Source organism: Flavobacterium sp. TC780, from assembly GCF_056783245.1.
In genome coordinates, this window is sequence record NZ_JBXBAV010000157.1 from 1 (window position 1) to 13,238 (window position 13,238).

The window sequence follows — 13,238 nt, forward strand, 5'->3', positions numbered from 1 at the left end:
AGGTCATAGCGATTTTTTCTTTAAAGTCATCAGCTAGTTTTTTAGAATTAATAATCAATAACCCCTATACTCCCAAAAGGAATAAAACCAGAAATACACTTAATAACCCAAAAATAAGAGGAAATTAACCTGCGTTTTTGAAATTTATCAAAGTTAGAACTCATAGTTTGCTTAAATTATGTGGTAAAAATAATAAAGAATTTCATTATTTGAAGTTAATAACGGCCAAAGTTTTAACTTTCGTACAAAAATGTAAATTTGCGAACTTATTATTATTGTGACTGTACCTTTGAATCTCCGTCACTTTGAACCTTTGAACTATAAAAATGACTTGAGTAAGCGAAAGCATGACTCCATTAAAAATAAAATTAAAGTAGGGAATGAAATACAATCCGATTGAAATAGACGCCAAATGGCAAAAATATTGGGCAGACAATAAAACTTTTGCAGCCGAAAACAACTCAGAAAAACCAAAACATTATGTACTCGATATGTTTCCTTATCCATCTGGAGCAGGATTACACGTTGGACATCCACTAGGTTATATTGCTTCTGATGTGTATTCTCGTTTTAAAAGACATCAAGGGTTTAATGTTTTGCACCCAATGGGCTATGATAGCTTCGGATTGCCTGCTGAACAATATGCTATACAAACTGGTCAACGCCCTGAAGACACTACTCGTGTAAATATTGATGGTGGTGTAGATAAAGAAGGAAAGCAAATTGCTGGATACAGAAAACAATTAGATAAAATAGGATTCTCATTTGATTGGGACAGAGAAGTTCGTACTTCAAATCCTGATTATTACAAGCATACACAATGGATTTTTATTCAATTGTTTAATTCTGGCACAATAAAGTTTCAGATAAAGCCGAAGATTTTGACTTTAATTTCTATTTTCGAAAAAGAAGGAAATGCAACTGTAAATGCAGTTTGCGATGATAATATTGCAGGGTTTTCGTCAAGCGAATGGACATCGTTTTCATCTGATGAGCAACAAAAAATCTTATTACAATACAGATTAACTGATTTAGCAGAAACCGAAGTAAACTGGTGTCGCGTTTAGGAACTGTTTTGGCAAATGACGAAATCGTAAACGGTGTTTCTGAGCGTGGTGGCTATCCTGTAATCCGTAAAAAGATGACACAATGGAGCATGCGCATTTCTGCTTATGCAGAACGTTTGTTACAAGGTCTTAACGATATTGACTGGAGCGAAAGCATCAAAGAAAGTCAACGTAACTGGATTGGAAAATCAGTTGGAGCATTAGTTAAGTTCCCAGTTTTAAGCAACAGTTCGCAAACTGAAGCAATTTTAAACCTGAAACCTGAAACTAACAATATCGAAGTATTTACGACTCGTCCAAACACAATCTTCGGGGTTACATTTATGACATTGGCTCCAGAACATCCTTTGGTTGCTGAGATTACAACTCCAGAACAAAAAGAAACTATTGAAGCCTATATCGAAAAAACAGCGAAACGTTCTGAACGTGAGCGTATGGCCGATGTAAAAACCATTTCTGGTGTATTTACTGGTGCTTATGCTGAACACCCTTTTACAAAAGAACCAATTCCGGTTTGGATTGGCGATTATGTTTTGGCAGGATACGGAACAGGTGCAGTAATGGCGGTTCCTTGTGGAGACGAAAGAGATTATGCTTTTGCAAATTTCTTTAAAGGTCAAAACGGAATGCCAGAAATCAAGAATATTTTTGCAAATGTTGATATTTCTGAAACAGCTTACGGCTCAAAAGACAACGTAGAAATTGCAAATTCTGATTTCTTAAACGGATTAAACTATAAAAAAGCAACTCAATTAGCAATTGCTGAATTAGAAAAAATAGGACAAGGAACAGGAAAAACCAATTACCGTTTGCGTGATGCCGTATTTTCACGTCAGCGTTATTGGGGAGAGCCTTTCCCTGTATATTATGTAAATGGATTACCACAAATGATTGAGGCGCAACATTTACCAATTATTTTACCTGAAGTAGAGAAATATTTACCAACCGAAGACGGATTGCCTCCTTTAGGAAATGCAAACGTTTGGGCTTGGGATACTAAAACCAATACTGTTGTAGATACTAATTTGGTTGATAACGTAACGATTTTCCCATTAGAATTAAACACTATGCCAGGTTGGGCAGGAAGTTCATGGTACTGGATGCGTTATATGGATGCGCATAACGAAAATGAATTTGCAAGTAAAGAAGCTTTGGCTTATTGGGAAAGTGTTGACTTATATATTGGTGGAAGCGAACACGCAACTGGACATTTATTGTATTCTCGTTTTTGGAATAAATTCTTAAAAGACAAAGGTTTTGCTCCAACTGAAGAGCCATTCAAAAAACTGATTAATCAGGGAATGATTTTGGGAACTACAGCTTATGTTTACAGACTTGAAGGTACAAATACATTTATTTCTAAAAACAAAATTGGAGATCAAAACGTACAACCGATTCGTGTTGATGTTCATTTCGTAAATTCTTCTGATGAATTGAATCTTGAAAAATTCAAAGCTTGGAGAGAAGATTTTAATAGTGCCGAATTTATTTTTGATGAAAACGGAAAATACATTGTAGGTCGCGAGGTCGAAAAGATGTCGAAATCATATTACAATGTAGTTACGCCAGATGATATTTGTAATGAATACGGTGCTGATACGTTACGTTTATACGAAATGTTCTTAGGTCCATTAGAGCAGGCAAAACCTTGGAATACAGCAGGAATCTCAGGAGTATTTGCGTTTCTTGAAAAAACTATGTCGTTTGTATTTTGATGATAATGGTTTAGTTATTACTAATGACGAACCAACAAAAGACAACTTAAAATCGTTACATAAAACCATTAAAAAAGTGGTAGAAGATGTGGAGAGTTTCTCTTTTAACACTTCTGTTTCTCAGTTTATGATTTGTGTAAACGAATTGTCTACACAAAACTGTCATTCTCGTGCTATACTTGAGCCTTTGGCAATTGTAATTTCGCCTTATGCACCGCATATTGCGGAAGAATTATGGTCATTATTAGGACATTCAACATCTATTGCAGCTGTTACCTTCCCTACTTTTGAACCTAAGCATTTAGTAGAAAGCAGCAAAGAATACCCAGTTTCGTTTAACGGAAAAATGCGTTTCACTATCGAATTACCTTTGGATTTAACCAAGGAACAAATTGAAGAAATCATTATGAAAGACGAAAGAACATTAAAACAATTGGATGGTAAAACACCTAACAAAGTAATTATTGTTCCTGGAAAAATCATTAATTTGGTTGGATAATAGATGCACTGCGGTGCATCTCTACAAGATATAAAAAACAAAAAAGCAAGTTCTGTGAAATTACAGAACTTGCTTTTTTTTATTTACAAACTATTCTTAAAATCTTATCTTGGAAAAAGATAAGGCGCAAGAGTTACAATAATAATTCCGTCATTGTTTGCTTTTGCAGTAGATTCTTTTACTACTTCTCCGCCAACATAGATTTTAGCAGTTAATGTTTGGTCCTTAACGCCACCATGACCGCTTGCACTGAATGTTATTCCTGGAACACCTGCATCAGCAGTAATTTGTTTAATCCAAGGAAGACTGGTAACATCTTCATTTAGTGGACTTCCACCTTTATCAAAATAAATTGCGCTAAGTTCACCAGTAAAATTTCCTGTTATTTCATATTTCACATCTCTTGATTTACTGACTGGTTCTGATTCATTATCCTTGTCGCTACTGCAAGATACTGCTGTAAAAGCAAGAGTCAATACAATCGCTAGAGTTTTCATAATTGATTTCATAATTAAATTATTTTAATAATTAATATTGGTTCCTAGCAAAATTACACGCTTATTAAAAAGAGGACAATACCTGATAAAGTGTAATTTGTCCTACCTGATATCAGGTAAAAAATCGAAAAAAATTTTGAGGAAAATTTAATTTTAATATTTTTGATAAAACACAATTTATGACTAAAATAGGCTTTTATTTATTCCTTATATTCTTCTCAAGTACCACTTACTCACAAGTTATACTTTCGCTAGATGACGATAGCGTATATATAGACAGCATTTCTAGAGTAACCAAGAACACTCAATCTGACAGTTTAAAAACGCTATACAGTTTTAGATTATCTAAATTGTACCTAATGGTTCAGGACATAAAAAAATCTAAAGAATATTTACGAGAAGCCAATAAGTTAAAGGCGAAATCCCCTTTTTTAAATGATGTTTCTATTTATTATAATGCTTTTAGTTTTCTAGAAAAAGGCGATGCAGATGGCTATGAAAAGACACTAGTTGAAGCCAATAATAAATTAAAAAAATACAACAATCCAGAAGCCTATAGATTACGCGCCATTATACTCCAGAATTATGGCATCATGCAACAACGAAAAAACAATGAAAAGGGCTATATGAAAATATTAGTTTATGAAGCTATTCCTGTTGCAAAGAAAAGTGGCGATTATGAACTAATAAGTAGCTTATACAAAGCCATTGCTATTATTTTCATGAATACGAATGAGCGTGAAAAAGCAAATGAATATTTGAATGAAGCACAAAATTACATCGAAAAAGCGACCAAAAAATCACCTACGCTGACAGAGTCAAAAATGGAAACATACATTATCAATGCTGAAAATCTAGTAGAATTGAAGCATTTTTATGATGCGAAAAAAACATTAGATAAAGCATATTCGAAATTATCTAAATATCCAGAATCTAATCTTAACGATTCTTACTTTTATGCAGAAGGAATATATTACGCGAAACAAAACCAACATCCTAAAGCTTTAGAAAGTTATGAAAAAGGAATTAAATCAGCTCAAAAGCATCAAAACCATATTGCTTTAAACCGATTAAAATTTGCAGAATATGAGGTTCTTTTTAAATTAAAAGATTACAAAAAAGCCAAGCAAAACCTGGAATATCTCATAGAAAACACTCCTTTTATTGTAGATAAAAAAAACTACTACAATGAATTAGCAAAAGTTTACAATGCAACCAAAAATCCTGAGAAAGCTTATTTCTATTCCAACAAATACAATACCGTAAATGACAGCCTGAACAAATCTAAGTTTCAGAATGAAATTGTAGAACTTGAAGCAAAATATAAAAAAGCCGAAAGTGAGAAAAAAATAACACTGCTACAAGCACAAAACGATAGAGCAGCCTTGTTAGCAAATAACAATCGCTTAAACTCTATTCTTTTTGGCGTGCTATCATTCCTTTTATTCCTTACTGTTTTATTTTTATGGATATTAAACAAAAATCAAAAAAAATTAAGTTTTCAAAAAGAAGTTAATCACGAACAAGAATTAGCTGCTCTCGAAAACCAGAAAAAAACTATCCGTTTCAAACGCCTTGATAGAAGGTGAAGAAGTGGAGAGAAAGAGAATCGCAAGAGATTTACATGATGGTCTTGGTAGTATGCTTTCGGGACTAAAAATGCATCTGAATCTAGCAGAGAAAGAAAATGCTGCAGCTAAAGTAGAAATAGGAACTTTATTAGACAGTTCAATTAAAGAACTAAGAAATATTTCTCAAAATTTAATGCCCGAAAGTTTATTAAAATTAAATTTAGAAAATGCGTTAAGAGATTTATGCATAGCCAGTTCCAATTCAAAAACCAATATTGAGTTTCAGTATTTAACACAAAACCAGAGTTTACCTAAGAATTATGAAATCATGATTTACAGGATTATTCAAGAGTTATTAAACAATGCTCTAAAATACGCCAATGCATCTCAAATTCTGGTTTCTTGTTCTCAAAACCAAGATGTTTTTTTCATCACAGTAGAAGACAACGGAATTGGTTTTAATGCATCCGAAATAAACGATAACATAGGAATGGGTTTAAGAAATATTAAGAACCGTGTAGAATTCTTAAATGGAAAATTAGAAATTGATAGTAAAGAAAACAAAGGAACTGCTACCTACATCGAATTAAAAGTAAAACATGAAGACTTATAAAACTGTTATTGTAGATGATCACCCGATTGTGATCTCAGGAGTTTCGGGACTACTCTTAGATTTGGATAAAATAAAGCTTGTTCAAACATTAGAATCTGGGGTAATACTTCTTGATTATATTGAAGCCAACAAAGTTGATTTAATTTTAATGGACATTTTTTTACCCGTAATAAATGGTATCGATTTATGCAAAACAATCAAGCAAAAACATCCAAAAGTGATAATAATCGGGATGAGTAGCCAGTCTGAAAGAAGCTTAGTTATGCAATTTATCCAGAATGGAGGAAATGGCTATATTCTCAAAAATGCCTCTTTTGAAGAGTTTAAACGCTGCATTTATAAAGCTATCGAAGGCGAAATCGTGTTTAGTGATGAAGTAAAAACAATTATTAGCCAACCACTATCTGATGATTTAGAACACATTCCGAGTCTCAGTCGTAGAGAAAAGGATATCGTTATACTGCTCTCCAAAGGAAAATCGACTCAAGAAATTGCCGATGAATTATTCTTAAGTTTTCTAACAGTACAAACACATAGACGGAATATTCTGCAAAAATATAAAATGAAAAATGTTGCTGAATTAATGACACATCTCCTTAAAAATAACCTTTTAAACTAAACACAGCTTTTAAAATGACAAAATGACATTTTTTAAATTTGGTTCAGAAATTGCTATTTATCTTATAACTTTAAACAATAAACTAAAAAACAAAAGATATGGGAATGAGTTATTTAATTCTTGCTGGAGCGATTATGTTATTTAGCTGGTTAGTTAGTTCAAGACTAAAAAGTAAATTCGAACAATATTCGAAATTGCAATTACAAAACGGAATGACTGGTGCTGAGATTGCCGAAAAAATGCTTGCTGATAACGGTATCCGTGATGTGAGAGTTATTTCGACACCAGGTCAGTTAACAGATCACTATAATCCAGCAGACAAAACGGTCAATTTAAGTGAAGCTGTTTATAACCAGCGTAATGCCGCTGCGGCTGCTGTTGCTGCCCACGAGTGTGGACACGCTGTACAACATGCTGTAGGCTATGAATGGTTAACAATGCGTTCTAAATTAGTGCCAATTGTAAGTGTTGCTTCAAGTTATATGCAATGGATTTTACTTGCAGGTATTTTAATGCTTAAAACTTTTCCACAATTATTATTAATTGGGATTATCATTTTTGCGGCAACAACTATATTTTCGATTGTGACTTTGCCTGTAGAATATGATGCGAGTAATCGTGCTCTTGCTTGGTTAGAAAGTAAACGAATGCTGACACAACAAGAGCAAGCTGGCGCAAAAGATGCCTTAAAATGGGCTGCAAGAACCTATGTAGTAGCCGCTATTGGTTCGATTGCTACTTTATTATATTATGTCTCTATATATATGGGAGGAAGAAGAAATTAATGAGAAAATGTTCCAATTAGGAAATAAGATAATTGCTCGAAGAACTAATTTTATAAAACCTTGATAGATTTAAAAATTTATCAAGGTTTTTATTTTTACTATATTATGCATTTAAAAAAACCTCTTAGCATAAAGGTACAGTATCCTATAAGATAGATAGCAACAAAAATTAATCATATACAAGGTTAAAAAAAACTGCAAGATTCATGCATTTTCTAATTTCCTAATTGACAGATTATCTCATTTTAAAATTGACCAAATACCAAATTGAGACATTTACTAATTACAATTGACTCCTTATGGCATTTACAAACATTTCGATTATATTTGCAATTCGATTGAAAGACAATTTTTAATATCAATTTTATACTTAAAATGAAACATACTAAAGTTAAAGACTTACTAAACGGTACAAAGACGCTTCAGGAAGTAAATGCAAAAGGTTGGGTGAGAACATTTAGAAACAATCAATTTATTGCGCTTAATGACGGATCTACCATTAATAATATACAATGTGTTGTTGATTTTGAGAATACACCAGATGAAACTTTAAAAAGAATTACTACTGGTGCTGCGGTTTCAGTAACCGGGACTTTGATAGAAAGTAAAGGTGCTGGTCAGAATGTTGAAATTCAGGTTGCAAAATTAGAAATATTAGGAGATTCGGATGCCGAAAAATTCCCGATACAGCCAAAAAATAAACCAAGCTTAGACTTTTTACGCGAAAATGCACATTTACGTGTACGTACAAATATGTTTGGAGCTATAATGCGTGTTCGTTCCGTATTATCATATGCAGTACATAGCTATTTTCAAGAAAAAGGGTTTGTATATGTAAACACACCAATCATCACTGGTTCTGATGCTGAAGGTGCTGGAGAAATGTTTAAAGTTACCGCTTTACCTTTTGACAACCCTCCAAGAACGGAAGATGGAAAGATCAATTACAAAGAGGATTTCTTCGAAAAAGAAACAAACTTAACCGTTTCTGGACAATTAGAAGGAGAAACTTATGCAATGGCTTTAGGTCAAATTTATACTTTTGGACCAACTTTTAGAGCCGAAAATTCAAATACTTCTCGCCATTTGGCTGAGTTTTGGATGATTGAACCAGAAGTTGCCTTTAATGATTTGGATGACAATATGGATTTGGCTGAAGATTTTATTGAGTACGTAATTAAATATGCGTTAGACAAATGTCAGGATGATTTGAAATTTTTAGAGACTAGATTACTAGACGAAGAGAAATCAAAACCTCAGGCAGAAAGAAGCGAAATGGCCTTATTAGAAAAATTAAACTTCGTATTAGAAAACAATTTCAAACGCGTTTCTTATACTGAAGCAATTGATATTTTAAGAGAATCAACTCCAAATAAAAAGAAAAAATTCCAATATATCATCAACGAATGGGGAGCTGATTTACAATCAGAGCACGAGCGTTATTTAGTGGAGAAACACTTTAAATGTCCGGTAATTTTGTTTGATTACCCAGCAAATATCAAAGCATTTTACATGCGTTTGAATGACAACACAGAACCAGGAAGAGAAACAGTTCGTGCAATGGATATCCTTTTCCCTGGAATTGGAGAAATTGTAGGAGGTTCTGAAAGAGAAGAACGTTACGACGTTTTAATTGAAAAAATGAAAGCACTAGAAATTGACGAAGAAGAATTATCATGGTATTTAGATACTAGAAGATTTGGTTCGGCAACTCACTCAGGTTTTGGTTTAGGTTTTGAACGTTTGGTATTGTTTGTAACAGGAATGACAAACATACGTGACGTAATTCCTTTCCCAAGAACTCCTGGAAATGCAGAATTTTAAAAAAAATAAAGTTTAAAAAAAATGTTTTAAGTTTCAGGTTTCAGGTTTGTACAACTTGAAACTTGAAACTTTGAACTTTCAAACAAAAATAAATGCTAAAGCAATTTTTAAATTTAAAATTATCTCAAAAATTATCTCCTCAGCAAATTCAGCTGATGAAGTTAATTCAATTGCCTACGCAAGCATTTGAACAGCGTTTATTAGAAGAAATGAACGAAAATCCAGCTCTAGAAGCTGGAAAAGAAGAAGAGTACGAAGCAGATGAATTTGCGAATGAAGAGTACGATGACTATGATGACGCAGAATCTGACAGAATCGAAGCAGACGATATTAACATTGACGAATATTTAAGTGACGACGATACTCCAGATTACAAAACTCAAGCCAATAACTATAGTGATGATGATCAAGAGCGTGAAACTCCATTTGCATCACCAGTTAGTTTTCATCAAGATTTAATCAATCAGTTAAATACTTTTATATTAAGCGATGAAGAGCGTGAAATAGCTGAGTTCTTAGTAGGAAGCATCGATGATATGGGATACATACGAAGAAGTATTCCAGATATTGTAGATGATATGGCTTTTACGCAAGGTATTTATACCGATGAAGCAACGGTTGAAAAAATGCTACATGTAATACACGAACTAGAACCTTCAGGAGTTGGCGCACGTGATTTACAGGAATGCTTATTACTACAATTAAAACACAGAACTCCAACAGAATATGTAGAATTGGCAATCGACATTATCGAGAATCAATTTGATGCTTTCACCAAAAAGCATTACGACAAACTGTTACAGAAATACAATGTTTCGAATGAACAGCTTAAAAAAGCAGTTCATGAAATAGAACGATTGAACCCAAAGCCAGGAGGCGCATTTACAGGAAATAATAAAGTTACTGAAAATGTCGTTCCGGATTTTGCAATCCGCATTGTTGATGGCGAGCTTGAATTAACCTTAAACGGAAGAAATGCCCCATCACTACACGTTTCCAAAGATTATCAGGAAATGATGCAGACCTATAAAGATTCTCGAGATAAATCGACAGCACAAAAAGATGCAGTACAATTTATAAAACAGAAACTGGATTCAGCTAAATGGTTTATAGATGCTATTCGCCAACGTCAGGAAACATTATATGTAACCATGAATGCGATCATGCATTATCAGGAAGAATATTTCCTAGATGGTGATGAAACCAAACTAAAACCAATGATTCTTAAGGATATTGCCAATATGGTTGGATTAGATATTTCGACTATTTCGCGTGTTGCAAATAGCAAATATGTAGAAACTCCTTATGGAACGAAACTGATAAAAGAATTCTTCTCAGAAGCGATGAAAAACGATCAGGGTGAAGATGTTTCAACTTTGGAAATCAAGAAAATTTTACAAAATACAATTGAAGAAGAAGATAAAAGGAAACCGCTTCCAGATGATCAACTTGCTGAAATTCTAAAGGAAAAAGGATACCCTATTGCCCGAAGAACTATTGCAAAATACCGTGAACAACTTGATATTCCTGTAGCAAGAATGGTAAGAAAAATGTAATTCTTTATATTTTAAAATATAAAAACCCGACAAGTTCAAGAACCTGTCGGGTTTTATTTTATATAAAAATTATTTATTTATACTGACTTGGCAGAACTGTAACCTTAAACAAAAATGCTTTCTTTTTGTCATTATAGCTATAAACCAATGTAAAATCATTTTCCCTAAAAACTTCAAGTCCTGGATTTGCTTTGGCTGTACCTAACAGACTCTTTTCGATTTCTTCGTGTATAACTGCTACATCAGCTGTTTGTTTTTCTACATTTAGCAATGTTAAATTATACTGAACAACTTTATCCTCATGCAAACTTACACTGTCTAATCGAATTCCTTCTTGAATTGTTAATGGGCAATTTTTATTATACTTCCCTACCAATTCTTTCACTTCCGTTTTTACCTCATCAGCACTTTCATAAAAATAAAACTGAAAGAAGCCCACCAAAACAAGTGCAATACCAATTGTAATTATTAACCAAATATTCTGTTTCCTTTTACTTTCTTTTTCTTGCATTGCCTCTTTTATAGTTTTATAATATTATTTCAGAATATCAGAAGATAACAATCTATTTTTCCTGATTTTTTTTCATTGCATTATAATATGGCACGACTTAATGGCTCATATTCTTCCGTTTCACCAAGCATAACCAATTTGTCATTATCTGTCTTACGGAAGCTATAATTAGCCAGATTCCCTGTTCTTGTACAAACTGCATGTACTTTGGTTACATACTCTGCTGTTGCCATAAGGCCTGGCATTGGACCAAAAGGATTTCCTTTAAAATCCATATCTAATCCTGCAACAATTACACGAATTCCTTGATTAGCGAGATCATTACACACTGTAATAATTTCGTCGTCAAAAAATTGAGCTTCATCAATCCCGATAACATCACAGCCTTGTGCTAGAATAGCAATATTAGCAGCTGCAGGGACTGGTGTTGAACGGATTTCGTTTGCATCATGCGACACAACCATTTCGTCATGATAGCGGGTATCAATAGCGGGTTTAAAAATTTCGACTTTTTGTTTGGCAAATTGAGCACGTTTTAATCTGCGGATTAGCTCTTCGGTTTTACCGAAAACATTGACCCACAAATAACTTCAATCCAACCAAACTGTTCTTTGTGATTTACTGTATTTTCGAGAAACATTTTGTATTTTTCTACCTTTAAAAATGAATAGTTTTCATTACTTTGTACAAGTAATAAATCAACATAAAAATTCAATACTTTTTATGTTTTTCAAAAGTAGAAAATTTTTATCAAATCGAAGATTCAAGAGCACTTATTTAAATAAATAAAAAGAATATTGCACAATGTTTCTTTCATTTTTTGATTTCACTCAAAAGAATACACATTAATAAACATGCCTAACTCATTATAATTTTCAAACGTTATGAAAAAAAAATTGGAAGCCGATTTAATCAGCATTGCACATCGAATTTTAAAACTTAAAAACAAGTCCGATATCAATCAATTATATCTTGAAACGCAGAAATTATATGAAAAATTAGCCGTTTTAAAATTTATTGATGAAAATTTTGAAGACATTAAACCAACTATTGGTCGTAGCCAAATAGATGCTACAATTGAAACTGCATTTGAAAAGGAAGAAGTAATTCAATCTGAAAAAACTATTGTAATTGAAGAACCAATTGCAAAAGAAAAAATCATTGTAAATGAAGTTCAAGAAGCTGCTATCGAAGAAATTCCTGAACCAATTGTAGATGAAGTAATCGAAAGCAAGACAGAAGAAATTATCGAAGAAAAAGTTTCTAGAAACTCCTGAAGCTATCCAAGAGATTCCTGAGCCAATCGAAAATGAGATAATCGAAAACAAACCTGAAGAGGTTGCTGAAGAAATAGTTGAAGAAACTCCTCAAGAAATTGTTATTGATGAACCAATTAAAGAAGAAAAAGTAGCAGAAGCTCCAATTACAAATTTTACTCCTTCATTCGATTTTACTCCAGAAACAAAAGATGAAACTCCAGAGAAATCTGATATTGTTCATATTTCGTTCGAAGATTTAATGGGTATCGATTATAGCAATGCACAATTTGTAAAAGTAGACAGTTTTGAAGCTACACCTCCTACTCCAACGCCACCTGCTCCTGCAGAATTTAAAGAAAAGAAGAAAGAAGTAGTAACAACAACAGCTGTTCTAGAAGAATCTAAACCTGTTTCTTTAAACGAAAAACTCTCTAAAGGATTCCACATCGATCTTAACGACCGTATTGCATTTACAAAACATCTTTTTGGAAACAGTCCTGAAGATTACAATCGTGTTTTAAATCAATTAATCACATTTGATAGTTTTGATGAAGCCAATGATTTCCTTGAAAATATGGCGAAACCAAATTATAATAACTGGGATGGAAAAGACGAATATGCAGAACGTTTCGTTGCTATTATCGAGAAAAAATTCTGATAAACACGATTCCAGAGATTTACAAGGTGCTGCCTCCCTAACAACAGGAGCATGTATTAACCTT

General features: G+C 33.1%; 10 protein-coding genes and 3 pseudogenes. 9 read left to right on the top strand and 4 right to left on the bottom strand.

Translation table 11 applies throughout. The features are described 5' to 3' along the window. Nucleotides 1-164: pseudogene (locus AC1RYN_RS17100) on the bottom strand (ABC transporter permease); the annotation flags it as partial. A 216-nt stretch (nt 165-380) separates the two neighbouring features. On the opposite strand from AC1RYN_RS17100, the pseudogene leuS reads away from it, so the two are divergent. Next, a pseudogene (leuS, locus tag AC1RYN_RS17105) lies at nt 381-3,281 on the top strand (leucine--tRNA ligase). A gap of 104 nt (nt 3,282-3,385) precedes the next feature. On the opposite strand, the gene AC1RYN_RS17110 reads toward leuS, so the two are convergent. After that, a complete protein-coding gene (locus AC1RYN_RS17110; protein ID WP_481807901.1) occupies nt 3,386-3,790 on the bottom strand; it encodes an MmpS family transport accessory protein in 405 nt (134 codons plus the stop codon). 167 nt (nt 3,791-3,957) lie between these two features. Here AC1RYN_RS17110 and AC1RYN_RS17115 point away from each other — a divergent pair, with 167 nt between their 5' ends. The 6 genes from AC1RYN_RS17115 to rpoN all read left to right on the top strand — a co-directional run bounded on the left by AC1RYN_RS17115 (nt 3,958) and on the right by rpoN (nt 10,746). Beyond that, nucleotides 3,958-5,367 (top strand): tetratricopeptide repeat protein, encoded by a 1,410-nt coding sequence (locus tag AC1RYN_RS17115; protein ID WP_481807902.1) that lies wholly within the window; start codon nt 3,958-3,960, stop codon nt 5,365-5,367. A 4-nt stretch (nt 5,368-5,371) separates the two neighbouring features. Further along, a complete protein-coding gene (locus AC1RYN_RS17120; protein ID WP_481807903.1) occupies nt 5,372-5,962 on the top strand; it encodes a sensor histidine kinase in 591 nt (196 codons plus the stop codon). Then, on the top strand, nt 5,949-6,581 hold the full coding sequence (locus AC1RYN_RS17125; protein WP_481807904.1) for a response regulator: 633 nt from the start codon (nt 5,949-5,951) through the stop codon (nt 6,579-6,581). Before AC1RYN_RS17120 ends, AC1RYN_RS17125 begins: the two co-directional genes overlap by 14 nt. Nucleotides 6,582-6,679: 98 nt before the next feature. Continuing rightward, nucleotides 6,680-7,366, top strand: a complete 687-nt coding sequence (locus AC1RYN_RS17130) for a zinc metallopeptidase (protein ID WP_481807905.1) — start codon at nt 6,680-6,682, stop codon at nt 7,364-7,366. Nucleotides 7,367-7,741: 375 nt separating this feature from the next. Then, nucleotides 7,742-9,190: an asparagine--tRNA ligase gene (asnS, locus tag AC1RYN_RS17135; RefSeq protein WP_481807906.1), complete on the top strand. Its 1,449-nt coding sequence runs from the start codon at nt 7,742-7,744 to the stop codon at nt 9,188-9,190. A 92-nt stretch (nt 9,191-9,282) separates the two neighbouring features. After that, entirely contained in the window at nt 9,283-10,746 is a 1,464-nt protein-coding gene (gene rpoN / locus AC1RYN_RS17140) for an RNA polymerase factor sigma-54 (protein ID WP_481807907.1), read from the top strand. A gap of 73 nt (nt 10,747-10,819) precedes the next feature. Here the strand turns inward: rpoN and AC1RYN_RS17145 are convergent, their stop codons facing one another. Together AC1RYN_RS17145 and AC1RYN_RS17150 are read right to left on the bottom strand one after the other, a co-directional pair. Further along, nucleotides 10,820-11,257, bottom strand: coding sequence for a hypothetical protein (locus tag AC1RYN_RS17145; protein WP_481807908.1), 438 nt, complete (start codon nt 11,255-11,257; stop codon nt 10,820-10,822). A gap of 52 nt (nt 11,258-11,309) precedes the next feature. Then, a pseudogene (locus AC1RYN_RS17150) lies at nt 11,310-11,897 on the bottom strand (thymidine kinase). 244 nt (nt 11,898-12,141) lie between these two features. Here AC1RYN_RS17150 and AC1RYN_RS17155 point away from each other — a divergent pair. Both AC1RYN_RS17155 and AC1RYN_RS17160 read left to right on the top strand, forming a co-directional pair. Beyond that, nucleotides 12,142-12,534 carry a hypothetical protein gene (locus AC1RYN_RS17155; protein WP_481807909.1) on the top strand — a complete coding sequence of 131 codons (393 nt, stop codon included), beginning with the start codon at nt 12,142-12,144 and terminating at the stop codon, nt 12,532-12,534. Between the two features lie 241 nt (nt 12,535-12,775). Further along, nucleotides 12,776-13,174, top strand: coding sequence for a hypothetical protein (locus AC1RYN_RS17160; RefSeq protein ID WP_481807910.1), 399 nt, complete (start codon nt 12,776-12,778; stop codon nt 13,172-13,174). Nucleotides 13,175-13,238: the final 64 nt, after the last annotated feature.